The sequence below is a fragment of the Pseudoalteromonas sp. A3 genome (genome assembly GCF_025942345.1).
GTDB classification, from domain to species: domain Bacteria; phylum Pseudomonadota; class Gammaproteobacteria; order Enterobacterales; family Alteromonadaceae; genus Pseudoalteromonas; species Pseudoalteromonas atlantica.
Genome location: NZ_JAPCKL010000010.1, coordinates 105476 through 128413, shown reverse-complemented (window position 1 = coordinate 128413; position 22938 = coordinate 105476). Strand labels below are relative to the sequence as shown.

General features: G+C 40.6%; 23 protein-coding genes and 1 pseudogene. 11 read left to right on the top strand and 13 right to left on the bottom strand.

The genetic code is table 11. The features are described from left to right. Window positions 1–20 precede the first annotated feature (20 nt). Window positions 21–506 carry a hypothetical protein gene (locus OIZ54_RS16010; protein WP_024032946.1) on the bottom strand — a complete coding sequence of 162 codons (486 nt, stop codon included), beginning with the start codon at window positions 504–506 and terminating at the stop codon, window positions 21–23. Between the two features lie 236 nt (window positions 507–742). On the opposite strand from OIZ54_RS16010, the gene OIZ54_RS16005 reads away from it, so the two are divergent. Both OIZ54_RS16005 and OIZ54_RS16000 read left to right on the top strand, forming a co-directional pair. Then, window positions 743–1570, top strand: a complete 828-nt coding sequence (locus OIZ54_RS16005) for a metal-binding protein (protein WP_138576684.1) — start codon at window positions 743–745, stop codon at window positions 1568–1570. A 196-nt stretch (window positions 1571–1766) separates the two neighbouring features. Continuing rightward, window positions 1767–2174 (top strand): hypothetical protein, encoded by a 408-nt coding sequence (locus tag OIZ54_RS16000; RefSeq protein WP_264390814.1) that lies wholly within the window; start codon window positions 1767–1769, stop codon window positions 2172–2174. A gap of 393 nt (window positions 2175–2567) precedes the next feature. On the opposite strand, the gene OIZ54_RS15995 is transcribed toward OIZ54_RS16000, so the two are convergent. Genes OIZ54_RS15995 through OIZ54_RS15985 form a run of 3 tightly spaced genes read right to left on the bottom strand, consistent with a single transcriptional unit; the run spans window position 2568 to window position 3402 of the window. Then, window positions 2568–2858, bottom strand: coding sequence for a hypothetical protein (locus OIZ54_RS15995; RefSeq protein ID WP_264390813.1), 291 nt, complete (start codon window positions 2856–2858; stop codon window positions 2568–2570). A 10-nt stretch (window positions 2859–2868) separates the two neighbouring features. Continuing rightward, complete coding sequence (locus tag OIZ54_RS15990; RefSeq protein WP_264390812.1) at window positions 2869–3096, bottom strand: hypothetical protein; 228 nt, start codon at window positions 3094–3096, stop codon at window positions 2869–2871. Window positions 3097–3150: 54 nt separating this feature from the next. After that, the gene (locus OIZ54_RS15985; protein WP_264390811.1) at window positions 3151–3402 is read right to left on the bottom strand and encodes a hypothetical protein; all 252 of its coding nucleotides are present in this window, start codon (window positions 3400–3402) and stop codon (window positions 3151–3153) included. A gap of 320 nt (window positions 3403–3722) precedes the next feature. Here OIZ54_RS15985 and OIZ54_RS15980 point away from each other — a divergent pair, with 320 nt between their 5' ends. Continuing rightward, window positions 3723–4208 (top strand): hypothetical protein, encoded by a 486-nt coding sequence (locus tag OIZ54_RS15980; protein WP_264390810.1) that lies wholly within the window; start codon window positions 3723–3725, stop codon window positions 4206–4208. Window positions 4209–4321: 113 nt separating this feature from the next. Here OIZ54_RS15980 and OIZ54_RS15975 read toward each other — a convergent pair whose 3' ends face one another. The 4 genes from OIZ54_RS15975 to OIZ54_RS15960 all read right to left on the bottom strand — a co-directional run bounded on the left by OIZ54_RS15975 (window position 4322) and on the right by OIZ54_RS15960 (window position 9554). Continuing rightward, complete coding sequence (locus tag OIZ54_RS15975; protein WP_264390809.1) at window positions 4322–5413, bottom strand: OprO/OprP family phosphate-selective porin; 1092 nt, start codon at window positions 5411–5413, stop codon at window positions 4322–4324. Window position 5414: 1 nt separating this feature from the next. Continuing rightward, window positions 5415–6002 (bottom strand): DUF4956 domain-containing protein, encoded by a 588-nt coding sequence (locus OIZ54_RS15970; RefSeq protein ID WP_264390808.1) that lies wholly within the window; start codon window positions 6000–6002, stop codon window positions 5415–5417. A 1-nt stretch (window position 6003) separates the two neighbouring features. Further along, window positions 6004–6921 (bottom strand): polyphosphate polymerase domain-containing protein, encoded by a 918-nt coding sequence (locus OIZ54_RS15965; protein ID WP_264390807.1) that lies wholly within the window; start codon window positions 6919–6921, stop codon window positions 6004–6006. A gap of 77 nt (window positions 6922–6998) precedes the next feature. Then, entirely contained in the window at window positions 6999–9554 is a 2556-nt protein-coding gene (locus tag OIZ54_RS15960; RefSeq protein WP_264390806.1) for a CotH kinase family protein, read from the bottom strand. Window positions 9555–9682: 128 nt separating this feature from the next. On the opposite strand from OIZ54_RS15960, the gene OIZ54_RS15955 reads away from it, so the two are divergent. Both OIZ54_RS15955 and OIZ54_RS15950 read left to right on the top strand, forming a co-directional pair. After that, window positions 9683–10141 carry a TlpA family protein disulfide reductase gene (locus tag OIZ54_RS15955; protein ID WP_054982092.1) on the top strand — a complete coding sequence of 153 codons (459 nt, stop codon included), beginning with the start codon at window positions 9683–9685 and terminating at the stop codon, window positions 10139–10141. 139 nt (window positions 10142–10280) lie between these two features. After that, a complete protein-coding gene (locus tag OIZ54_RS15950) occupies window positions 10281–10625 on the top strand; it encodes a hypothetical protein (protein ID WP_055255609.1) in 345 nt (114 codons plus the stop codon). A 93-nt stretch (window positions 10626–10718) separates the two neighbouring features. Here OIZ54_RS15950 and OIZ54_RS15945 read toward each other — a convergent pair whose 3' ends face one another. Then, a complete protein-coding gene (locus OIZ54_RS15945; RefSeq protein ID WP_264390805.1) occupies window positions 10719–11612 on the bottom strand; it encodes a LysR family transcriptional regulator in 894 nt (297 codons plus the stop codon). 137 nt (window positions 11613–11749) lie between these two features. On the opposite strand from OIZ54_RS15945, the gene OIZ54_RS15940 reads away from it, so the two are divergent. Then, a complete protein-coding gene (locus tag OIZ54_RS15940; protein WP_264390804.1) occupies window positions 11750–12826 on the top strand; it encodes a YeiH family protein in 1077 nt (358 codons plus the stop codon). Window positions 12827–12853: 27 nt separating this feature from the next. Here OIZ54_RS15940 and OIZ54_RS15935 read toward each other — a convergent pair whose 3' ends face one another. Together OIZ54_RS15935 and OIZ54_RS15930 are read right to left on the bottom strand one after the other, a co-directional pair. Further along, window positions 12854–14161 (bottom strand): DASH family cryptochrome, encoded by a 1308-nt coding sequence (locus OIZ54_RS15935; RefSeq protein ID WP_264390803.1) that lies wholly within the window; start codon window positions 14159–14161, stop codon window positions 12854–12856. 109 nt (window positions 14162–14270) lie between these two features. After that, the gene (locus tag OIZ54_RS15930; protein WP_264390802.1) at window positions 14271–16019 is read right to left on the bottom strand and encodes a DUF885 domain-containing protein; all 1749 of its coding nucleotides are present in this window, start codon (window positions 16017–16019) and stop codon (window positions 14271–14273) included. A 218-nt stretch (window positions 16020–16237) separates the two neighbouring features. Between OIZ54_RS15930 and OIZ54_RS15925 the strand changes: the two genes are divergently transcribed. The 5 genes and pseudogenes from OIZ54_RS15925 (at window position 16238) to OIZ54_RS15900 (ending at window position 19889) form a co-directional block, all read left to right on the top strand. Continuing rightward, entirely contained in the window at window positions 16238–16825 is a 588-nt protein-coding gene (locus tag OIZ54_RS15925) for a DUF4202 domain-containing protein (protein ID WP_264390801.1), read from the top strand. A gap of 527 nt (window positions 16826–17352) precedes the next feature. Next, window positions 17353–17634, top strand: a pseudogene (locus OIZ54_RS15915) (zf-TFIIB domain-containing protein); the annotation flags it as partial. Window positions 17635–17733: 99 nt separating this feature from the next. Then, on the top strand, window positions 17734–18492 hold the full coding sequence (locus OIZ54_RS15910; RefSeq protein ID WP_264390800.1) for a hypothetical protein: 759 nt from the start codon (window positions 17734–17736) through the stop codon (window positions 18490–18492). Then, window positions 18479–19237 (top strand): hypothetical protein, encoded by a 759-nt coding sequence (locus OIZ54_RS15905; RefSeq protein ID WP_264390799.1) that lies wholly within the window; start codon window positions 18479–18481, stop codon window positions 19235–19237. The genes OIZ54_RS15910 and OIZ54_RS15905 overlap by 14 nt, the downstream gene beginning before the upstream one ends. Beyond that, entirely contained in the window at window positions 19224–19889 is a 666-nt protein-coding gene (locus OIZ54_RS15900; protein ID WP_264390798.1) for a hypothetical protein, read from the top strand. The genes OIZ54_RS15905 and OIZ54_RS15900 overlap by 14 nt, the downstream gene beginning before the upstream one ends. Window positions 19890–20212: 323 nt before the next feature. On the opposite strand, the gene der is transcribed toward OIZ54_RS15900, so the two are convergent. After that, the gene (gene der / locus OIZ54_RS15895; protein WP_004586988.1) at window positions 20213–21679 is read right to left on the bottom strand and encodes a ribosome biogenesis GTPase Der; all 1467 of its coding nucleotides are present in this window, start codon (window positions 21677–21679) and stop codon (window positions 20213–20215) included. A 74-nt stretch (window positions 21680–21753) separates the two neighbouring features. Further along, complete coding sequence (bamB, locus tag OIZ54_RS15890) at window positions 21754–22932, bottom strand: outer membrane protein assembly factor BamB (RefSeq protein ID WP_004586989.1); 1179 nt, start codon at window positions 22930–22932, stop codon at window positions 21754–21756. Window positions 22933–22938 lie beyond the last annotated feature (6 nt).

The following is a 22938-nucleotide window of genomic DNA, read 5'->3' as shown; positions in this document are numbered from 1 at the left end:
TAAATTTGTATACCAACACATTAAAAAAACGAAAATAAACTTGAGCTCATATTCCGAAAGTATTTTTTAACGCCGTGTGGCTTAGTTTGGCTTTTAAGGGCTTGCTGATTTTTATAACCAGCCTCAAACGCATTTACTTGCATATCAAACTGTAAACTATTTTTTAAAGTGGCATTTAAGCCATGCAGCATCAATTGCATTACTAAGCAGTGGCTTTGGGTAATTTTACTTAATGTTAAATACACATAACCACGCTCTAAGTCGGCGTTAGTGAGTACTTTTTCAGTAAAGTATTGCGCATCACGGGCACTGGGATACGTTGCGCTCAGCGAAATAATATCGTTTTCGTGGGCGTCGTCAGGCAATACGCATTGCAGCGTTATTTCATGCATAGCACTGGCTTGCAAGGTTAACTGCTCGTATTCCATTGTGTGGCCCATAGCCGCAGAGAGAGGATCTTCAAACGATTGTAACGCAAATGTGAGTTGCGTCATTGGTGTGCTCATTTACTTCAACTTCTAGATTATAAAAAATACAGTTCGAGTTTAAATTATCACCTATTTTGATTGCAGTTTTATGACAAATTGCACTTAATCGGATAAACGCAGTTTTTAGATTAAAAATGTTCTTAGTATCTTTAACTTTTAAGGAGGTAATTAAAAACTTAGTATTAGCGATCTTCTACATAGTTTGTTAAAACCAACTCAAGAAACTATCAACTCAATACGCAAGGACGTTATATATGGGAAAATATAGCAAGGGCATATCAAAACGATTTGAGAATACTAAAATCCAGGCTGGATTTTGCTTAATTTGCGGTGTTTACGGCCGACTTTCTCAGGACCACGTACCTCCAAAAGGTGCGATAACAATAACAAAGGTGGAGCAGCGTCACATCACAGAATTAATGGAGGTTGAAGCGTCAAGAGTTAAAGGCGTACCTTCACCAAACGGTAGTAAGTTCAAGACTATTTGTCATAACTGTAATAATATACATCTCGGTGGTAACGATGATGAAGTTGCTAGAGTCTGTAAATCTCTAACTTTGCAAATAAAAGATTATTTCTTTCATAGTGGCAGTCCATACACACTTATCAATACAAACATTGATGCTAAAAAATTTTCAAGGGCAATGATCGGTCATGTTCTAGCAGCAACTTCGGTTAAAGAATGTAAAGATAGACCACAGGATTCGCCTTATTTTCAGCCACTAAAAAACTTTGTTCTTGGTGAAGATAACGCTATTGATGAGACTCACGACATATATTATTGGTATTACCCTTACAATAAACATTTAAGCGCCAAATGTGTTGGATTTTATAACAATGGAAATATTTCCACTGTCAGTTTATTAAGCTTTTTTCCAATAGCATTTATGGTCACAAAGAAAAATGAAGGTATATATCCAGCTCATGCACGGAAATTAATGTTAACTGATAGCAAAATATGCTTAGATTTAAACTCAAGGGGATACGAGTTTGCTGAGTTCCCATTTCATGGATTAAAGGGAAACCAGATGATGGCTTTAGCTGACTATCAAACAATAGTCAGTTACCCTATTGGGCAGTAATCCTCAGTAAATTTTTATCAGCTAATATTGACAGCGGATGTGGGTTAAAGCGTTCAAATCTTGACTTCATACATTAAACTTCTATTCGCCCGTTCAATGAAGCATTAGCGAATGTTTGTAAGAGACAACGATCAAATTAACTATATCCTTAAACCTTTACTGTACTTGGGGTGTATTGTTTAGGGAGGTAAAATAAGTGATAAAGAAATCAATATATTTCTGTGTATTGTTAATTGTATTACTAGGTGCTTACTATGCGATAATATCATTATCGGAAAGAAGAGATTTTTCTAAATCTTCGCTTGATTATTATTTACTCGCGCCTAATTTATTTAAAAACTTGTCATCTGCAGATTCTATTGAGGAACGCTTCATTTATAGTTCTAGTGACGGTAATAAGCCAATGGTAATTTCTTTTATATTCCATAGTATAAAAGACTCAGCTCAAATCAAAAGTGACCTTAAAGAATATTTAAATAGTAATGGTTATAAACTGGTGGGCTCAAGTTTTTCGGATGGTGAAAATAGAGAAATTACAATAGAGACAACAGATAACAATGCTAATGTGATTGTTAAGCTAACAATGCTTGAGTATATAAAGTAATAGGGTTGAAGGGGTCAAATTTTGACTTCATACATCAAGGTTTGCCAGTGCCTGCTGATGTCGCACTAGCTAAGTTTGCCAGAGTACGCCTATCAAATTAACTATATCCTTAAACCTTTACTGTACTTGAGTGGCTAGCAACGTACGGGTGATCCCTTCCAGCGTTAATTGAGAAATAAGCTTAATTCCAGCGTTGAATGGGAAATATTGCAACTTCCTATTAGAAATTCACTTATCAAAGCCTCGCCTTATATAAAGTCCTGCTTCAATCTCAAATGAGAAATAATATAGTGAGGTTTGTAATTTGTCCGCTGTGGTAGATAAAGCATTTATTACTTAAAACCTAATATTGCAAATGTTCTCATAGAGAGTGTCTAGCTTATTTCTTATTTATTAAAATGGGGCAGACCACCATACAGACTGAAATATAATGACAGGACTAAGCATTAATGCTGAAAGCCAAAATATTAATGCTTGAAGTTTATTTTTGCTGACACGGTACGAGAAAAACCAAAAAACAGAGCTGATGATAAGCATAATGAAATATAAGAACACTCCGTAAATCCCCATTCCTTTACCGGCTAAAATAAAGCTTTTGAATGTAATGACTAAATACATTTCTGTAGTCGCTATTAATAAAATAGCGGCTAAAAGAAGGGTATTTGCTATTAGGTTTCTACTCATTAGCGTAAACCTAAAGCTCGTTAGCTAATGTATTTCGACGTTTATCACCTATATTTGTGGGTTCTGCGTAATAAAAGTGACCTTCATAATTTGGCATTTGCCCTGCCAGTGTAGGTAGATTAGAAAAAAGTTCAAAAACGCTCATACCTGCAAAAATTGGATCTCCATATTCGTTTAGATCAATTATAATTAATTTTTTTATTTGGACTATGTTTCTTAATCGCTGTAAAAACTCCATACTGATAGGACTCCCAATTAAAACCAAATTATCAATAACAGTACCTTTTATAGCTTATTTTGCTGCCAATTGAGACGCAATAATAGAGCCATAAGAGTAGCCTATTAAGTTAAATTGCGAAGCATTTGAAGTTGAGTGCCTTAAGAGCATTGGAAACCTTGGATCATAGTCTCGGCCTAATACTGAGCCAATTCCAGCATCGAATGCTGTTCCTCCGGACCATTTATCACGATCTACATACATCGCGCTTTTTATACCAGCTTCATAGAGAGATTGAACTAATGGCTGTATGTAACGACCATCCATTCCTGCTCCAGGGAAAAAGTATGTGCCTTTAATTTTATCACCAGGCTGGGTACAACATATTCCTTTAAGAGGCCCAAATTTTTGTGTCGTATTATTTTATGTAATTTCTGCTTTGTTCATTACTTACTTCCGTGTATATATTAAAAGAGGCTGAGTAAAAAGTAGATCTTTAGTTCAGGTTTGGTTTAATACAAAATAGCAAAGTTCCTATTTTGGTTCAATTATTTGTAAAACAGATCTTTTATTTGATTTATTAAAAAATAGTTACGACAGTCGTCATAAAATATTAGCTGAATTAGTTAGAAATAAGGTATTTATAGATGTTTTTTAATAGGGCAGTGTTTGTAGTTTTTACTTTATTGACAGGCTGTTCTATAGCTAAAAGCGTTGATACATTTTCTTTAAGTGAAATGAATGAAACACAATACTTGCTTGAAACAACAACGCAGCCAACTATTAAAGTTATTGCTGATATGCAAGGAGCTGACGAGCTAGAATTAGTAAGGGTTCATGATTTAACGTGTAATGGTGTTAACTACCAAGTGCCTGCCGTTAAGGGAGATATCGAAAACGCGGAATCTATTGCTGAACACATAGAGTATTTTATATTTAAAAACGTAGGCGATAATTTATCAGCGATTAAAACAATCGGATCTATTAAGGTTAAAAGGCGAAGTGACGGTATTGTAGTTAATGAGCACACCATCGACCCATCACTGGCCAGTTTTAATAAAAACCTGTGTAACAGTATTAACCGCAGCGGCGATATGGATTACCCAATACAATTTGCAGGCGCTGGTAATTAGTATTTATAAACTAACTTAAATATTATTTACTAAGTAACTATAAGCCCCTGTGTTAAACGTAACGTTTAACACAGGGGCTTATAGTTTTGCTAACCTACTAAACACCAAACGTATTAAAACGAATACTGTAGCCTTAATGAGATTGCATTGCCCGATGTGATAGTACCGCCTGCATCAAAGTAGTCGGCTTTAATGTAGTCGGTCATAAACTTTATGTTTTTGTTTACGGTGTAGTTAACACCGAGGGCGTAGGTTTTTGCGTCTTGGTTTTCTTGCTTGAGCTTAAGTAGGCTGTAGCGGCCTGTAATTTCCCAGCCTGGCTCTGAGCTTGCGCCTAGTTTTGCGTTTTTATACTTACGGTATCCGCCCGATAGCTGATAACCAAATTGCAAATAGCCGCCTTCGTAATCGTTAGTTGTATTTTCAATACTGGTTACTTGTGCTTGTTGCCACTCGGCCATCATGGTAAATCTATCTTTAAGCCATAGTAGCTCTACGCCTTGTTGCGAGAGGCTATCTGCATTAATTTTATCGCCTTCTATTAATGAGTCGGCGGTATAAACTTCAAGAGGTTCATTCACTCTAAATTCGTTACCGTCGTACTGCCTCTCACTAAATGCAACGCCTAGGTGTAAAAGGTTGGTGTTTTGCTGCCATGGCACCCAGGCTACGCGCCCTGTAATAGCAGACGTTGCTTCGTCTTCGTCGGGCTCGTAATAACCTAGCTGCCAATTTACTGAGGCTATGTCTCCCGATAGGCTAATACCTAAGCTGCGCCCTGGTGAAAACGCTTCGCTTATCATGCTGCGCTCAAGCATTAGCAATTTACGCGAGCTGGTTAGTTTTTCTAGGCCAAAACTTTCTTTTTGCTGGCCTATGGTTAAATCGGCATATTTCCAGCCAGAGTATTCTAGGTAGGCGTCTTTTATTTCGGTTTCGCCATCGGCAAAGCCAAGCTGAAATTTACTTTTCCAGTTTTTGTTTATGTCTGATTTAAAACTTAGGCGAGCGCGGCGTATTTCAGAGGTACTTTCTGAGCTGCTGCTGTCGTATTGCCCCTCTAATAATGAGGTATCAAACTTGTTGTAGTCGAGCATGATATAGCCGCTTAAATCTATATCGTCGTTAATTTTGGCAAAGCTTGCGTTACTAACAAGGCAAAGAGCTGAAAGTGCCGCATAAGTAATCGTTTGTTTAGAGGTCATGTTAGGCTGCCTTTGTTTGTTTTTCGGCTAAGTAACTTACTTTTAGTTGCGCTACGTCTCTTAAAAAGTCGATGTGTTCTATATCTACGGCAACGACGTTTAGGCCAGTGCGCTGTTTTAAATCATTGATGAGAATGGCTTGGTTTTGTGGGGTTATGTTTTCTATGCGCTCGTAGCAAACGCTTTGTACTTCGTAGCGTTTTACAAATACGCTTGAGTCAATCAAAAAGGCAATTAAGCAAATAATGCCATTAAGAATACTTAGCTCAATTAGGCTCATTTGCCCTACAGAGGTCAGTAAAGCAATGGCAGTAACAAGGAATAAGTAGGTCATTTCTTTAATAGAAATAGACTCAGTGCGGTACCTTAGCATGGTAAATACAGCAAATAGTCCAAATGCAAATTCCATCGACATATCAACGCCGTGCAGCAAAAAGGTAATAATAAAAACGCCTACGCCAAATAAAATAAACGAGCCTGCCACCACTGCATTTTTACTTATGCGAAAGTAACAGCCATAGCAAAGTACAGCCAGCGATAGGATGTTTACTAAAAAGCGGGAAAAAAAAATAAGATCTAATTTGGTCATTTTAATTATTCTCTAAAGGTAAAAGCGGGTTAGTGCGGTTAAGGTGTTTTAAACGGGCTAAAACAGGTTTAAAGCGGTTTACTTTTAAGCGCTCGGGGTAGAGCAAAGCACAGCCAATGCAGTATTTACTAAACGAGGCAGGGAATATGTGGTGTTTGCTCATAAGCTTATAAAATGGCGAATGTTTTGTTTTTTTACTTTGCTTAAGCTCGGCAATAAAAAAGCCCGGTAGTGTTATTTTGTTATCGCCTTTTGGGGTGTTGTACCACAGGTTAAAATCAAGCGTTAAGCGCTCGGCTTTTTCTTCGTTGGCTAGGGCTATGCGGTTATAGCCGCTTTGCTGGGTTACGTTTAAATGTGCAAAGCTGTTTTTCATTTGCTCTTTAATAAACGCCGTGCTGTTAGCTTGCTGGTTGTTAGTTTGCGCGAGCTTTATACGTGTTTTTACTGTGCGGCTTTGGTTGTTTTTTAGTTTTACTTCTAGGTATTCGGTGGCTGTATCAACGTAGCGCCTTTGGCGTACTTTGTAGCGGTTAAGCTTACCGTTATGATGGGCTTTATATAAATCAAGTTCGGGCGTATCAAAGTACTGATTATAGTAAGAGAATAAACGCTTGCCTTGTATATCAAGTACCCGATACTGGCCTTGTATATGAGTAAGTAGCTCAGGTAAAAACGATAGTGGCAGCATAAACTTGCTGTCTACACGGTTCATTAAATTAGCGTTATTAAGATCGTTTAACCCGTAACCTTCAAACGGAATAAGTAACTCGTTAATTAAGCTTGTTAATGAGCCATGCGCGTTTGATTCTTGAGACTGAGCCTGCTTATTTTTAGTGTTTATTGCAGTAACTGCTACTGGTGAGATTGAAGTATCCTTTTCAAAAAGTTCATCCTTAAAACGTGCTTGAATTGTCATAATTTTCTCAGATTATTAAATTGCAAAGTAATAGAGTGCAGTGCCAGCGTGCTGACACCGCATCAAGGATGGGTTGTTTATCTAGAGCAAAATCCGCTGCCATCACCCGCTGAGGGCAATGTGCCATCAAGCTGCGCGGCCATATTTGCTACGCGGTACTCCATAAACGAGGTTAAGCCGTAAAACTGCCCCGTTGTAGAGGTTAGGTTTTGCTCAAAGTAGGTTGAGCCATAAAAGCTAGTTGGGTCGTTTTGTACGTGCTCACGAATTAAATCGGCTATTTCATTTACGCGTGCGTTAAATGTGTCGCTTGAAAGTGAGCCATTAATAAGCTGTGTTAAGTAACTGTGGTACGTATCGAGGTGGCTTTGCTCGGCAAATACATTAGCAATTAATGGGCGCTCGCTTAATGCGCCGCTTACAGGCTCATCAATGTAGAGCTCTCTTACATCTACGCTATTACAATCCATGTTAAATGTGCCGAATGACTCGTTAAAATCCCACGGTAAAATGCTAAATACGCCATCGTCATCGTAAATATAATAGTTATGTGCAAGCGGGCCGTGGTAGCTATCTAAATTAGACAGTGAAGTACTAACCGACATATAACGCAGCAGCGTGTCTATATCTATGGCGGTGGTTTCGCCTTTATCGAGCGATTCAACAAAGTTAATAAAGGCGCCGTTATCGGTGGTGTCTTCGTTGGTTTGCAGGTTTATATCGGCGTAGCTTTGTATGTCGTCACCTAGCCATAGTAAATCGCTTCCTGTGCCATCTGGCTTGTATAAATCGCCGTTACTGTTGGCAAAGTGTTTTTCAACAAATTCGCCATCTACGGCTTCTACCATTAAATACAAACCAAATAGCTCGCCGTTTACATAAAAGTTAACGTAAGCATGCTCAGGCGTTGGCACGCCCATTTCATCCATAAGCTCGTAGGCGATTACTTCACGCATGTACGACGGGTCGTTAAACGAGTTTTGTAGTGTGAATTTTTTTAGCCCAAAAAACTTTTGCCCCGACACATATTCGTTAATATCAACCTTAAAGCTGTAACGGTCGCTGCTAGAGTTGGCAACGCTGCTTAAACTTGAGCCGCCTTTAGTGCGAATAGCCACGCTATCGAGTGTTACCCCATTAAAGGTAATAGCGGTTTCGTGGTATTCCTCATCAAGTGGGTTATCTAGAATGTCTTGCCAGTTTTCGTCGCTAATTGTAATAGAAAGCGTATTAACGGCCGTAGGTGTAAAGGCGGTTGCAACTGTATTTTCACTACTTGTGGTAGGTGTTAAAAACGCATGAGTAAAGCCTGTACTGCTACTTAGGCCGTAACTAAAGCCTGTGGCTACATCACTTTCGTCCCAGTCAATGTAGTCAATTACTTCATCGTTGAGTATTAAGTTTAGCTCGTCTTCTTTGCCTAGTTTAAAAGGGACGTAGTAAGTGCCTGGGTCTTCATCGGTGGCATAAATAGTAATGTATTCACCTGCGTATAAATCTATGTCGGGAAGGGTTACGGGGTCTATGTCGTCGCTTTCATCAATAACGTGGTAGTTGGCTAAGTTAATTGTATTTTCGCTGTTGTTGTATAGCTCAAACCAGTCGTTGCCATCGTCTGCGGCGCTTGCCACTATTTCGTTAATAACGAGTGGCCCGTGGGTTGCTTGGCTGTTTGAGCTAAGCTCTGTTGGAGTGAGTACTGTAGTTGCATCGCTGCCATCTGGGTAGCGGCCATAGCTGTAACCACTCAGCGCTTGGCCTTTATTCCACGATAACTGCTCTATAATTACATTGTTACTGTAAAGGCTTACGGTATCGCTTGCGCCTAATTTAAACGCTACGCTTGGCAGGTCGCCTAAATCATCGGTGCTTGCGTAAATACGGTAAAACTCACCAGGCGATAACGTAATATCAGGTAGTGCAAATTGCTCGTTATTGTCATCACTTAGTGTGTAGTCAGCTAAATAAACATCGCTACTGCTTGTTACATAAAGCTCTATCCAGTCCTCGCCGCCGCTGCTGTCTTTTGCTACTACTTCGTTTATACGCAGTGGAGCATCTTCAGCAATTAGCGTTGTAACAAGTGTAGAGGTATCGGCTGTTTGGTTAGCTGCGCCCTCTGTTGGCGTTAGTGTTTGCGCGGTGCCGGTGCCATCGGTATATAAGCCGTAACTAAAGCCTTCAGCGGCTTCGCCTTCTTCCCAATCAAGTACAGACACCGCAGTGCCGTCCTCATATAACGTAACCGCATCGTCGCTCCCTAGTTTAAAGGTAACGTAATAACCGCTATCGGGCGGCGTGTCGGTTTCATCAATGGCTTGAATAACAATAAACTCACCTTGCGAAAGCGCTACTGCGGGTAAAGCTTGAGGCTCTCTGTCGGCGTTATCATCAACAAGTGAAAATACCGATAAGTCGGCTATATCTTCAGTGGCGTATAGCTCAATCCAGTCGTAGGTGGTATCGCTTGGGCTTGCGACAATTTCGTTAATAACTAAGCCCGTTGAGGTGGTTGTTGATGATGAGTCAGTTTGCTCTGTGCTGCTATCGGTTGTTTGCTCAGTACCGCCACAGCCATATAAAAATGTAGTAGAGGCGATAACTGAATAAAATATAAAAGGTTTTATATTCATGTATGCACGCTTATTATTTTATTAAAGTGGGCAAACTATAAAAATAGAAGGTGCAAACAATGTGTAAACATTCAGTAATATTCAGTATAGTGAGCTTAATTACTCACTTTAAAAGTTACTTTAACCTTATGTTTAAACAATTAATTTTATTGTGCGCGTTAAGCATGCCGCTTGTAAGTAATGCCGCTACTGCGCCATTTTCGGGCGATATTACAACTGATGTACTATTAAGCGATTACGATAAGTTTAATAAGCAGTACAACGCATTTACGCCAACCGAGCAAGATATAGCCTTAATGCAAAAGCTAGAAGGCAAGGCATTAGTTGTATTATTTGGCACTTGGTGTCACGACAGCCAACGCGAAGTACCAAAGCTTATTAAGTTACTTGATGCGTCTAAGGTAAAACTTGCAAGCGTTAAATATGTGGCCGTGGGTTACAACAAGCAAGACGACGCCGGAATAGCACTAGCGCACGACTTGCAATACACGCCAACGTTTATAGTAAAAGACGATGGTAAAGAGTTAGTACGCGTAATTGAAAAACCAACGGGTACATTGGCACAAGATTTAACGCAGGGTTTGTGAGTAGAGCTTGGGGCTGTGAGAGCTTACTGATTCAGCCTAATAGACTTATAAGTTAGCTTGTGGGCTGTTATGAATGATCTCTTAGTATTTCAATATGAGAGGTCAGGATTTTACCCCTTTGTTTTTTTAAGGAGGAAGTATGTTTTTAAAAAGTGATGTAGAAAAGCTTGAAGAAAACTTTAGGTTAGCTAAGCAGGCATTACCTGATATTGATAGTTCTAGTGGCTACCCTAATTATCCTGAAGTTATTTCTGAATTTATGAATAGTCTATGTTCCCCTCCGTGGTTAAAAATTGATTATGACCCAAAAGAAGTAAAAAATATCATTTCAAATATAGATAATGCTTCCCCTGATAATTTACGTAATATATTGACAGATGCAAATCGTATTGAACGTTTTGGTTGTGGGCAATGGGCAGTAATTTTAGGCGGAGATTTTTTTCCTTTAGTTATAGCTCGTGCTTATGAGCTCACAAAACCCTAACAAACATAAGCGATAGAGGACAAACTGTCTCACACATCACGAGTTATCAACGCTCGCTTTAACGTTTATGTAAATTTACGACGCGCGTTAAATTCACTCATTTAAAAATTGAGCACTAAATAAACTTTTTTCGAATGCTTGCGCAGCATGCGAAGACGGCCTGTCTTTATAATGCAGTTGGTATAGCGGCCGAGAGAGTTGCTCGTTATTTTTTTGGCTCAGGCGCGTTAATTTACCTAGCTGCACTAAATCCTCTGTGACTACGTTTGGCAATAAAGCGACCCCCATACCTTGAGCAACAGCTCTTGCTATTGCTTCGTTGCTGCCTAATTGCATACTTTGCTCTGCTTGTACGTCATGTTGTACTAATAACTTTACCGACATTTCTAACGTGCCAGAGCCTGGCTCACGTAATAACCAAAACTGCTTATTTAACCATGCTGTTAAGTCTTTAGTGGGCTTAAAGTTGCTCGGTATAACCACACTCATTAAATCATTTTGCCAGTGCTTACTAATAATGTGCGGCTCGGTAGGTGTACCTTCAACCAGTGCTAAATCGATAGTGCATTCTAGCAATGCGTGCTCAATTTGCGCGGTATTAGCCACTTGTACTTCTACTTTTATATGCGGGTACTGCGCACAAAATTTGGCTAAATAAGGCGGTAGCCAATAACTGGCAATGGTGGTGCTGGTGCCTATAACTAATGTACCGCGCTTAAGCCCTGTGCGCGATTTAATATCTTCAATGGCGGCTTTTTCGATAGCAAAAATACTGCGGGCGTGATCATACAAAGCTTGGCCGCCCTCGCTTAGGGTGAGCTTTTTACCCTTAGATGCACGTTCAATAAGTTGAATATTTAACTGATGCTCTAGCTCTTTTAGCGCCTTAGAAACAGCGGGCTGGCTTATAAAAAGCGCTTCGGCTGCGCCTGAAAAGCTACCCAATTTAGCCACTGTATAAAACACCCTAAGTGCATGTAAGTTCATTGTATAACCTTAAATTGCATAACTCTAAATTGTATAACTTTAAGTTATCAAATCATGATTTTAATATATTGGAGTTATATTTTGAGCTTTCTTACAATTAAGTCAACACATCAACTTGGTTTAAGTGAGGGAATATTATGCTTAGCGCTATTAAAAATAGTTTTCAGCCTATAGGTATTAATACTAAGCAATACGGCGATACGCGCTGGTGGTTAGGTATGCTGCTGGTGGTTGTGTTAGCGGGGGCATCTGTTGCATTAAGTAAGTTACCTATAATGCAAAGTGCGCAATTTAGCTCCTTAACAATTGGTATTGTGCTTGGCATTATTGTGGGCAACAGTGTGTTTTCGCGTATTGCTACGCGTACAGATGTAGGCGTTGATTACGCTAAAAGTATATTACTCAAAGCGGGCGTTATTTTATTTGGGTTTAGGATTACTTTTGCGCAAGTAGCGGGTGTAGGCTGGCATGGCCTATTAACCGATGTGGTGATGCTGCTAGGTACGTTTATATTAGCAGTACAGCTAGGTAAGCGAGCTTTTAGGCTTGATGAACAAACAACCATACTAATAGGTGCGGGTAGCTCTATTTGTGGAGCCGCAGCGGTAATGGCAACAGAGCCGGTTATAAAAGCACAAGCGCATAAAGTATCTGTAGCGGTGGCAACGGTTGTGGTGTTTGGCACGTTAAGTATGTTTGCCTACCCAATTATGTTTGAATATATGGGTGTGAGTGAGCATGCGTACGGTATTTTTGTTGGTTCAACCATTCATGAAGTTGCACAAGTGGTAGCAGCAGGGACTGCGGTAAGTGCCAATGCGGCCGACACCGCCGTGATAGAAAAAATGCTACGCGTAATGATGCTTGCGCCATTTTTAGTAGGCTTATCGTTTTGGCAAAGTAAAAAGCATGCAAACATAAACGCACATGGCGGCGAGCAAAAAGCGGGTATTACAATCCCTTGGTTTGCAGTGTTATTTATAGTGGCAAGTGGCGTGCATTCGTTATCGGTTATTCCGCAAGGTACTACAAGCGCTATTATATGGTTTGATAATATATTGCTTACCATTGCCATGGTCGCACTTGGGCTGCGTACCCACGTTGGCGCTATTCGCCAAGCGGGTATAAAGCCACTGTTATTAGCAGGTTGTTTATTTTTGTTTTTAACCTTAGGTGGCTTTGCCATTAATATAGGCATTGCGCAGCTGTTTTAAAATATAACCTGGTGGAGGGAGATTGGCTTAAATAGGCCAGTCTACTTCGTTTAAGTGATCGAGCTGCTGCGTTTTATTACTGTGCCCGTGCCATTTATTGGTATAAATACCATTTGGGTCAAACTGCGCCGTTTGCTTTTGTATATTAAAGTGGCGGCCGCCACGCGGGTCAACCCCCACACCGGCTATGTATTGCCAGTTGCCCCAGTTTGCTGCTACATCGTAATCAATCAATTGTTGCTCAAAATAGGCTGCGCCGTATCGCCAATCAAGGGCAAGCTCGTTTACTAAACAGCTTGCTGCAATTTGCCTTGCTCGGTTTGAAATGTAACCCGTAGTGTTTAGCTCTTTCATAATGGCATTTACAAGCGGGTAAGGCGTTGTGCCGTTACACCAAGCAGCAAAGCGTGTAGGTGTAAAAGTAGTAAGCGGTTTAGTTTGTTTTTGCCCTTTAAAGCTAAACAGGTTGTTACCTGCTTTAAGTGCGTGCCATTTAAAATACTCTCGCCATAGCAATTCAAACTTAATCCAATAAGTAGACTCGTTTGCCGTATTGCATTGCTCGTAATTTTCTACGGCTTTGTAAACTTGTTTTGCACTTATACAGCCAAAGGCAAGCCAAGTACTAAATTTGGTGGTGTTGTTAAAGCCATCAAGCTCGTTGCGAGTCGTTTTATAAGTACTTGGCATTGCGCCTGCAAAGTATTGCTTTAAATGAGCTTGCGCACTTTTAAGCCCGCCATGCATTACGCCTTTATTTGTTATACGTTCTAGAGGTGTTTTTGCGCATAAAGTTATTGGCTTAGGCAGCAAGCCGTTTGGCAAAGTTGTTGGTGTAATAGGGCTAATAGCGGCCTCTACCTTTTTACGAAACGGGGTAAAGTGTTTAGGTAATTCGCTTAAATCAAAGGGGAGGTCACTTTGCTTAAATAGCGTGTCTTGCTGCGTTCCTGTAAATTGTGTATTGGGGCAATGTGCTTTGAGTAAGTTTATTTGGCGTTGCTCGTACACGCCAAATTGTTCGCTGTATATAACTTCATCAATATTTTGCTCATTAATACGCGCTTTTAAAAGCGATACGGGTTCACCCTCAAGCACATGCAGAGTTTGCCCGCGCTCAATAAGTGCTTGTTGTAGTTCGTACAAGCTTTGCAATAAAAACTGCTGCTTATGTATGCCGTAAGGTTTTTGTTGATAGTTATTATTTTTAAACCAGTGCGGGTTAATAACAAATACAATATCAAGCGCGCATTGCTGCAACATAAGGTCACTAAAAATTGGGTTGTCGGTTAGGCGTAAATCGTTTTGTAGCCAATATAAAATGCGTTTGCTCATACTCATGCTCTGGTTTTTGTAATCATTAAGTTTACGAAGCAAAAGCGGGTAGGGATTAGTTTTGAGGTATTTAATGCGGTTTTGAAAAGGGCGATAAACTTACCGCCCTTTAGTGTTTAAAAGTATTGTTTAAACTTACTGGTTTTTGCTCTGCTATCCAATCGTTTATAACGTCTTCAAGCACTGCCATAGGCAATGAGCCTTGGCCAATAACAGTGTCGTGAAAGCTGCGTATATCAAATTGAGCGCCGAGTTCTTTTTCGGCTTTTACGCGCAGTTCGCGTATTTTTATTTCGCCCATTTTGTAAGAGAGCGCTTGGCCTGGCCATGAAATGTAACGATCTATCTGATCCTCCACCGCACTTTGTGGTAAAGCGGTGTGACTGGCTAAGTAATCAATTGCTTTTTGGCGGCTCCAACCAAAGGCATGAATGCCGGTATCAACAACAAGCCTCACCGCACGCCACATTTCGTAGCCTAAACGGCCAAAATCGCTGTATGGGCTTTGATAAAAACCAGCTTCTTTGCCTAAGCGTTCTGTGTATAGTGCCCAACCTTCGCCAAATGCAGAGTGGCTAAGTGTGCGTCTAAATTCGGGGACATTTAGCTCCATAGCAATGGCGTTTTGTAAATGGTGCCCAGGTATGGCTTCGTGCAGACTAAGTGCTTCTAAATTATATAAAGGCTGCAGTTTAGGTGTTGAGGCTAAAAAGTAAGTACCTGGTGAGCGGTTATCTGGTGGTGGCATATAAAACGCACCACGACTTGCTGAGCCCTTAATAGTAAAGGTGTTACGCGGTAAGTGGCCAAAGTAAGTGGGCAATTTACCATACATTTTTTGCGTGATGAACGCGGTTTTTTCTAGCAAGTCTTGCGCGTCTTTTGCGTAAAATTGCTCATCGGTTGCTAAAAATTCTAAAAACTCACTATAGGTGCCATCAAAGCCTACTTCATCAATAATATTTTGCATTTGCGCCTTAATACGCGCGACTTCTCTAAGACCTAGTTGGTGTATTTGTTTAGGTGTGGTGTTTGTTGTGGTGTAGTAATTAACTGTGTACTTGTAGTAGTCAAGCCCGCCTTTAACGCTTGCTATGCCCGGCTGCGCTCTACAGTGTGGCATATAGTCATTTTCAAAAAAGTCGTAAAAATGCTGATACGCAGGAATTACTTTATCTTTAATTACGGCTTGTGCTTTTTGTTTTAAGTTTGATTTTTGCGATGCACTAAAGGTATTAGGTATACGGGTAAAGGGTTCGTAAAGGGCGCTATTTTCGGGGTTGTTAACTATGTGCGCGCTAATGCTTTGGCTGTAATTTTCAAAGGTTTTACAATAATGAGTAAAGCCTGTTTTTATACCTTCTTTCATTAAATCAATATTTTGCTGATTAAAGCGCGGGTAGTCGGCAAGGCTGATTAAAAAAGCGTTGTAATCATCAGCTGTTAAAAAAGCCATATTAGCTGGCGCTTCTGCAAAGTAGGTATGCCAGCCACTTAAAAAGTTTACCGGAAAATACTTATCTTGATAAAGGTAGCTTTGCTGCTCGGTTTCTCGCTCATATTTAAATAAGCGGTAGTTCATTAGCTGATCCTTGTTGAGCGTTTTTGGATCAATGTTGGCTAAGCTTTTTAGTACGCTGTTGTTATAAGCTTGGCGCTTTGCAATGGCTTGCTCGCTCCAATTTGGTAATGTGCCGTTTGGTTTCCAACCGTCTGGATCGGTTCGAAAAAATATTTTTTCAGCTTTGGCATTTTGCCAGTGGTTATCAATAATGGTTTTTAAATCGCTGTTACTGTCGGCAAGGCTTGGTAACGAGGTGGATGCTAAGCAAATAGCTAAAATACGTTTTTTAAACATAGTGATCCGGTATTGGCGAGTTAGTCGCGCTTTTTTATTTTAATTTGTGCTCAATATAGTACCAAGTTAACTTAATCAATGCGCTTACTTTTATAACTTGTACCTCTAGGCTTTACTTTTTGATTGAACAAATTTCACTGCGTAACTGAGTGGCGCACTAGTTTATTGTTTTATCAGCGTTTAGAATGATTAAAACTTATTATAAAAAAATGACCGTCATGTTTAATAAAGTAATAACGCTGATTGATGAAGCTAATAACCAAGACCCGAATACTGAGCAGCACAATGGAGAAAGTTTTCCAAAAGAGTATTTATACTCACAACGTATGAGCGAAATGCTTAGCCGTTTTAACCCAGGTGCTGACGAGCTTATGCAAATTGCAGTGCGTGGGCAGCATATACAACGTTGGAAGTCGCCGCGTAGCGACTTTGCAATGAACAAGCAAGGCTATCATCAGTGGCGCAGTGCTCTTTATATATTTCATGCAAGTAGCGTTGTTGCGCTTATGCAGCAAGCTGGATACAGCGATGCTGAGCAAAACAGAGTGTACGATGCAGTTGCTAAAAAAAATATTAAACGTAACCCAGATAGCCAATTAGTAGAAGATGTAGCAAGCCTAGTATTTATTGAGCATTACATGCTCGGGTTTGCTAATAGTAAGCCTGATTACGATGAGCAAAAATGGATAGGGATTATTCGCCGTACATGGCAAAAAATGTCAGACGACGCGCATGAGTTTGTACTTGCAGGTAATATTACATTACCAGCGCCGCTTGTTGGGCTTATTCATAAAGCACTTGAGTAAAGTAGTGTAAGTTAAGTATTAAAATAAAAGGATTTTAGAATGTTATGCCCACGCACAAATACCTCTCTTGAGCCGTTATTAATTTGCGGGATCACTGTTTTTACGTCAGTGCAAGGCGGCGTATTTTTTGATAACAGCCAAATTTTTAAGTTTAGCTCGCCTGAGTTAAAGCATGGTCAGGTTCTACTTAAGTATTTGAGTAATTATACCGAAGGCGAGGGCGAAGTCTCATCGCGAGTAAATTGCCCAAAGTGCTTAGGGTCTGTTGAACTTTGCGGATTAAAATTTGTTCAAACTAGGGGCTATTTAATCACGGCGCGAGGTTTGTAACCTAGTGGACTAAGTAAAAGCCAAGCAACAAAGAGTAAATAGTCCCTAGGAAGAACCCTTTGGGTAGCGCCTGTTTGGCATTAATGCTACGTTATCGCCTATTTATGGGGAATAACCACACTACATAGGCTCTGCCTTGCCTAAATACCAAACAGGCTGCTGCAAATTTAACCTTGAAAGATCAACAGACCCTAGATATAGTGATGATGCGCCGGTTTTTTTCGCCGCTCAAAGTGGTTGAGATAGACGAGTGCCCAGGTTGCGCTGGCATATGGCTTGATAGTGGGGAGCTTGCAAAAATACACGAAAATCACCTAACACCCAAAGAGCGAAAACTGTTAGCGCACGAAATGGCCACCAATCATGGGTTTATATCTATTAAGCCGCCAAAATCTAAGTATTACCCCAAAGCGCCTAAAAATACCCAAGACACCACCGTTGAGCGGTTGGTGCAATTGGCATTACTTAACTTTGAGTAATAAAGTAGTCTTGAATGCTACATTAATTTTAAGCACGCAGGTGCTGCTAATAAAAGCATGACTTGCAAGAATAAATTTTAAAACCAAGGAAGGCTGAGTATGAAGTATTATAAGCGTGAAGTAGCACTGCAATTTTACTGTGTGCTACTGGCGTGTTTTTTGACAACAAGTTGCACTACGGTATTTGATAAGGCACATGGTTATCGTGGGCCTATTGTTGTGACGATTGAAACAGAGGATGGCTCAGTGCCAGAATTCCCTTTTTTGATAAAGTCGGCCTATTCAGAGTCGTGTGGTCACAGTAGTTGTGGTATTGATTTTGGTTATAAATATTTTAAAACTGCCTATGCTAATGAGCCAATTACCTTCCCACGGGAGCGTTTGGATTTATTACAGCCCAACGCCTATGCATCGATTGAGTTTACGGTTACCCATCCTAATTATCACCACAGAGGATTTCCGCGAGGTTTTGCGCCCACCGATGCTGATGACCCTATTCATGTCACGTTTACCGTTAAGCCGTTTGCTGAACAAATGAATAAAGTAGCTGGGTGGGCGACTGGCCCTAAACAAGACATGCAAAGCTTTACACCTGATAGCAGGGAATATAAAAAAGCAGACATTCGGTATCGCCAAGCGCGCTTTAATTTAGGTAAGACGATTAAAAGGCACATTACGGTGATCAAAACTTTTTACTTACCTCATTTTTCAAAACGTATGCAACAACGGGTGATTGAAAAGTATCAACCGATTTTTAGAGCCTGGTATTACGGCGTACCTGAAACGGATTGTTGGGATATGGTTGACTGTAGAAAGCAAATTTTAAAACCAAGGAAGGCTGAGTATGAAGGATTATAAGCGTAAAGTAGCACTGCAATTTTACTGTGTATTACTGGCGTGTGTTTTGACAACAAGTTGCACTACGGTATTCGATAAGGCGCATGGTTATCGTGGGCCTATTGTTGTGACGATTGAAACAGAGGATGGCTCAGTGCCAGAATTCCCTTTTTTGATAAAGTCGGCCTATTCAGAGTCGTGTGGTCACAGTAGTTGTGGTATTGATTTTGGTTATAAATATTTTAAAACTGCCTATGCTAATGAGCCAATTACCTTCCCACGGGAGCGTTTGGATTTATTACAGCCCAACGCCTATGCATCGATTGAGTTTACGGTTACCCATCCTAATTATCACCACAGAGGATTTCCGCGAGGTTTTGCGCCCACCGATGCTGATGACCCTATTCATGTCACGTTTACCGTTAAGCCGTTTGCTGAACAAATGAATAAAGTAGCTGGGTGGGCGACTGGCCCTAAACAAGACATGCAAAGCTTTACACCTGATAGCAGGGAATATAAAAAAGCAGACATTCGGTATCGCCAAGCGCGCTTTAATTTAGGTAAGACGATTAAAAGGCACATTACGGTGATAAAAACTTTTTACTTACCTCATTTTTCACCAAGTATGCAACAACGGGTGATTGAAAAGTATCAACCGATTTTTAGAGCCTGGTATTACGGCGTACCTGAAACGGATTGTTGGAGTATGGTTAAATGTAGAAAGCAAATTTTAAAACCAAGGAAGGCTGAGTATGAAGGACTATAAGCGTAAAACCGCACTGCAATTTTACTGTGTGCTACTGGCGTGTTTTTTGACATCGGGCTGTGATTTTTTATTTGATAAAGCGCATGGTTATCGCGGGCCTATTGTTGTGACGATTGAAACAGAAGATGGCTCAGTGCCAGAATTCCCTTTTTTGATAAAGTCGGCCTATTCAGAGTCGTGTGGCCACAGTAGTTGTGGTATTGAATTTGGTTATAAATATTTTAAAGCTGCCTATGCTAATGAGCCAGTCACCTTCCCACGGGAGCGTTTGGATTTATTACAGCCCAATGCCTATGCATCGATTGAGTTTACGGTTACCCATCCTAATTATCACCAAGGCGGATTTCCGCGAGGCTTTGCGCCCACCGATGCTGATGACCCTATTCATATCACGTTTACCGTTAAGCCGTTTGCTGAACAAATGAATAAAGTAGCTGGGTGGGCCGAGCAAGGCAAAGTGATGATGCAGAACGCGGCACCAGATAGTAATGAGCATTTCAATGGAAAAATGCAGCTTTGGCAAGAGCGCTTTAATTTAGGAGATATGATCACAAGACACATTACGACGATCAAAACTTTTTACTTACCTCATTTCTCACAAAGTATGCAGCAACGGGTGATTGAAAAGTATCAACCGATTTTTAGAGCCTAGTATTACGGCGTACCTGAAACGGATTGTTGGAACAAAATGACTTGCCAAGAACATATTTTAAAGCCAAGGGAAGCTGAATATGAAGGATTATAAGCGTACTGATCTGCAATAATACTTAATCATTTTGCGGAGCTAAATATGTCGCTCCCTGCGTTAAAAATTCTCATTTTGAACCACTAAATAGCGAATTTTTTGCCTAGCTATCAACACGTTTTTCAAATCTCAAAATAGATCACTTAATTAAGCTAATTGGTATAAAGCATAAAAAAACGGCGTACTAAAAAGTACGCCGTTTTTTTTGTAATAAATTAACTCTAACGAATTTATTTATTACGGTTTTCTTTGGCAAAGGCACGTATTTTACGTTTTTGCGAAAGCGTTACTTTGTTAGTACGCCCTGCAAATGGGTTATCACCTTCTCTAAATTCAATTTTGATTGGGGTGCCCATAATTTTAAGTGCTTTACGGTAGTAGTTCATAAGGTAGCGTTTGTAGCTATCTGGTAAATCGTGAACTTGGTTACCGTGAATTACAATACGTGGCGGGTTATAACCACCGGCATGCGCATATTTAAGCTTAACACGACGACCACGAACAAGTGGCGGTTGATGATCGGCCTGTGCCATGTCCATAATACGGCGTAGCATTGCGGTGCTAATACGTTTAGTTGCTGACTCGTACGCTTCGTCAACCGATTCAAATAAATGACCAACACCTGTACCGTGAAGTGCAGATATAAAGTGTAAGCGTGCAAAGTCAATAAAGCCTAAACGGCGATCAAGCTCTGTTTTAATGCGATCTTTAACGTAATCATCAAGCCCATCCCATTTGTTCACAGCAATAACCAATGAACGACCTGAGTTAAGCGCAAAACCTAATAAGCTTAAGTCTTGATCAGAAATACCATCGCGAGCATCAACAACCAGTAATACAACGTTTGCATCCTCAATGGCTTGAAGCGTTTTAATTACTGAGAACTTTTCAACTACGTCGCTTACTTTTTTACGCTTACGAACACCTGCGGTATCTATTAAAATATATTCTTTGTCGTTACGAGTCATCGGAATATAAATAGAGTCGCGGGTGGTGCCTGGCATATCGTATACAATTACACGTTCTTCACCGAGTATACGGTTTGTAAGTGTAGACTTACCTACGTTAGGGCGGCCAATAATAGCCAGTTTTACTGGTTTATCGGCAAACGCTTGATGGTCTGTATCGTCGCCTTCGGCTTCTTGATAAAGGTCGATTAACTCTTCATCGTCATCAGCAACGTCTTCATCTAGTGCCGCAAGCTCTGCAATTACAGGCTGTAAAGTGTGCTCTAAAAGCTGAGTAATACCACGCCCATGTGCTGCTGCAATATGGTGAATATTACCTAATGATAATTGATAAAATTCAGCACAGTTTGAGTCGGCGTCAATGCCATCTGTTTTGTTGGCAACTACAAAGCTTTTTTTCTCTTGCTTGCGCAAGTGATTAGCAATGGCTTGGTCAGCAACGGTCATGCCTACGCGGGCATCAACCAAAAACAACACAATATCGGCTTCTTCAATGGCAAGTAACGACTGGTCGGCCATTTCGGTTTCGATGCCTTCTTCAGAGCCATCAATACCACCCGTGTCTACCACGATAAATTCATAGCCATCGTAATTAGCTTGGCCATATTTTCTATCTCGTGTTAAACCTGGAAAATCGGCTACGAGTGCATCACGAGTACGTGTTAAACGGTTAAATAATGTGGATTTGCCCACATTGGGTCGCCCAACTAGAGCGATCACGGGAAGCATAAACTACCTCTTTAAAAAACAACAAAAGGCTTCGCAGTGCGAAGCCTTACAAAAAACCTTTAAGTGTTAGCTAGTTAGTTAGGGGTGTTTACCACACTAACTTCACCATCACGGGTGTATAAAATTAGCTTGTCGTCGGCTACAACCGGCTCAACAAAAAAGCCTGAGCTGTCAAATTCTTCACGAGATACTAACTCGCCAGTGTCTTTGTTTAGCCAATGTAGGTTACCTTCTTGGTCACCTAAAGCTAAGTGGCTACCTGCAACTGCAGGGCCTGTTAGGTACCAACCACGTAGAGCGGGTTGGCTCCAACGTTCAATACCTGAATTTTTATCTAATGCGTAAATTACGCCTTCGCTATCTACTAGGTAAATAGTTTGTGCATCCATCGCTATTTCGCGGTAGCTGCTATATTCACGTTTCCATACAACATTGCCTGAGCGAATATCTACTGCTGCTAGGTTACCGTTGTATGCAATGGCATAGGCGTAAGGGCCGCTAATAATTGGTTGTGTGTCTACATCAACCAAACGCTCAAATTCTGATGCGCCTTTAGCAACGGCAATTTCTGCACTCCATGCTGAATAACCGCTCTCAGAAATAAGTACACTTAATTTACCTGTTTCTAAGCCTACTAACACACCACCGTTTGCAACTGTTGGCGAGCTTTGGCCACGCAATGTAAGCGGTGGTACTTCTTGTTCGAAGTTCCAGCGTTCTTCGCCTGTATCTGGGTGCAGCGCTAATAGTTTACCCGAGCCTAAATTAACAAAAATTAGGCCATCGCCCGCAGCTGGTTTTGATAACGCTTCGCCTGGCACATTTTTACGCCATACTTCTTCACCCGTTTCGCGGTCAAGGGCAATAATAAACCCGTGCTCAGAGCCTACGTAAATTTTACCATAAGCTTGTAATATACCGCCTGATAATTTTGCTGTGCCGTTATCTGACCATGGCCAAAACGATAAATCTTCACGTACGTCGGTTTCCCATAACGTGTCGCCATTGGTAAGCGAAAGCGCTTCAATTTGGCCTTCGCGGCTAGCTACATAAATAGTGTCTTTGTATACAGCAGGCGATAAGCGAGAAAAATAATGTTCTACACCACTGCCAACCGACTCTTGCCACACTACGTCTGTTTCAAATTGATTAACAATTTCAGGAAGTACTAACTCGTCTTCGTCATCACTTGATGAACAACCCATTAGCGTTGCCATGCACAGTGCGAGAGTTGCTGTTGTTATTTTTTTCATACCTAA

Excerpts from the sequence above, each read along its gene's own strand:
- OIZ54_RS15930 (WP_264390802.1), bottom strand. The coding sequence starts at position 16,019 with ATGTTTAAAAAACGTATTTTAGCTATTTGCTTAGCATCCACCTCGTTA.
- der (WP_004586988.1), bottom strand. The coding sequence starts at position 21,679 with ATGCTTCCCGTGATCGCTCTAGTTGGGCGACCCAATGTGGGCAAATCC.
- OIZ54_RS15955 (WP_054982092.1), top strand. The coding sequence starts at position 9,683 with ATGTTTAAACAATTAATTTTATTGTGCGCGTTAAGCATGCCGCTTGTA.
- OIZ54_RS15935 (WP_264390803.1), bottom strand. The coding sequence starts at position 14,161 with ATGAGCAAACGCATTTTATATTGGCTACAAAACGATTTACGCCTAACC.
- OIZ54_RS15985 (WP_264390811.1), bottom strand. The coding sequence starts at position 3,402 with ATGGATGGTCGTTACATACAGCCATTAGTTCAATCTCTCTATGAAGCT.
- bamB (WP_004586989.1), bottom strand. The coding sequence starts at position 22,932 with ATGAAAAAAATAACAACAGCAACTCTCGCACTGTGCATGGCAACGCTA.
- OIZ54_RS15995 (WP_264390813.1), bottom strand. The coding sequence starts at position 2,858 with ATGAGTAGAAACCTAATAGCAAATACCCTTCTTTTAGCCGCTATTTTA.
- OIZ54_RS15945 (WP_264390805.1), bottom strand. The coding sequence starts at position 11,612 with ATGAACTTACATGCACTTAGGGTGTTTTATACAGTGGCTAAATTGGGT.
- OIZ54_RS15940 (WP_264390804.1), top strand. The coding sequence starts at position 11,750 with ATGCTTAGCGCTATTAAAAATAGTTTTCAGCCTATAGGTATTAATACT.
- OIZ54_RS15905 (WP_264390799.1), top strand. The coding sequence starts at position 18,479 with ATGAAGGATTATAAGCGTAAAGTAGCACTGCAATTTTACTGTGTATTA.
- OIZ54_RS15975 (WP_264390809.1), bottom strand. The coding sequence starts at position 5,413 with ATGACCTCTAAACAAACGATTACTTATGCGGCACTTTCAGCTCTTTGC.
- OIZ54_RS15910 (WP_264390800.1), top strand. The coding sequence starts at position 17,734 with ATGAAGTATTATAAGCGTGAAGTAGCACTGCAATTTTACTGTGTGCTA.
- OIZ54_RS15960 (WP_264390806.1), bottom strand. The coding sequence starts at position 9,554 with ATGAATATAAAACCTTTTATATTTTATTCAGTTATCGCCTCTACTACA.
- OIZ54_RS16005 (WP_138576684.1), top strand. The coding sequence starts at position 743 with ATGGGAAAATATAGCAAGGGCATATCAAAACGATTTGAGAATACTAAA.
- OIZ54_RS15990 (WP_264390812.1), bottom strand. The coding sequence starts at position 3,096 with ATGGAGTTTTTACAGCGATTAAGAAACATAGTCCAAATAAAAAAATTA.
- OIZ54_RS15980 (WP_264390810.1), top strand. The coding sequence starts at position 3,723 with ATGTTTTTTAATAGGGCAGTGTTTGTAGTTTTTACTTTATTGACAGGC.
- OIZ54_RS15900 (WP_264390798.1), top strand. The coding sequence starts at position 19,224 with ATGAAGGACTATAAGCGTAAAACCGCACTGCAATTTTACTGTGTGCTA.
- OIZ54_RS16010 (WP_024032946.1), bottom strand. The coding sequence starts at position 506 with ATGAGCACACCAATGACGCAACTCACATTTGCGTTACAATCGTTTGAA.
- OIZ54_RS15925 (WP_264390801.1), top strand. The coding sequence starts at position 16,238 with ATGTTTAATAAAGTAATAACGCTGATTGATGAAGCTAATAACCAAGAC.
- OIZ54_RS15950 (WP_055255609.1), top strand. The coding sequence starts at position 10,281 with ATGTTTTTAAAAAGTGATGTAGAAAAGCTTGAAGAAAACTTTAGGTTA.
- OIZ54_RS15965 (WP_264390807.1), bottom strand. The coding sequence starts at position 6,921 with ATGACAATTCAAGCACGTTTTAAGGATGAACTTTTTGAAAAGGATACT.
- OIZ54_RS15970 (WP_264390808.1), bottom strand. The coding sequence starts at position 6,002 with ATGACCAAATTAGATCTTATTTTTTTTTCCCGCTTTTTAGTAAACATC.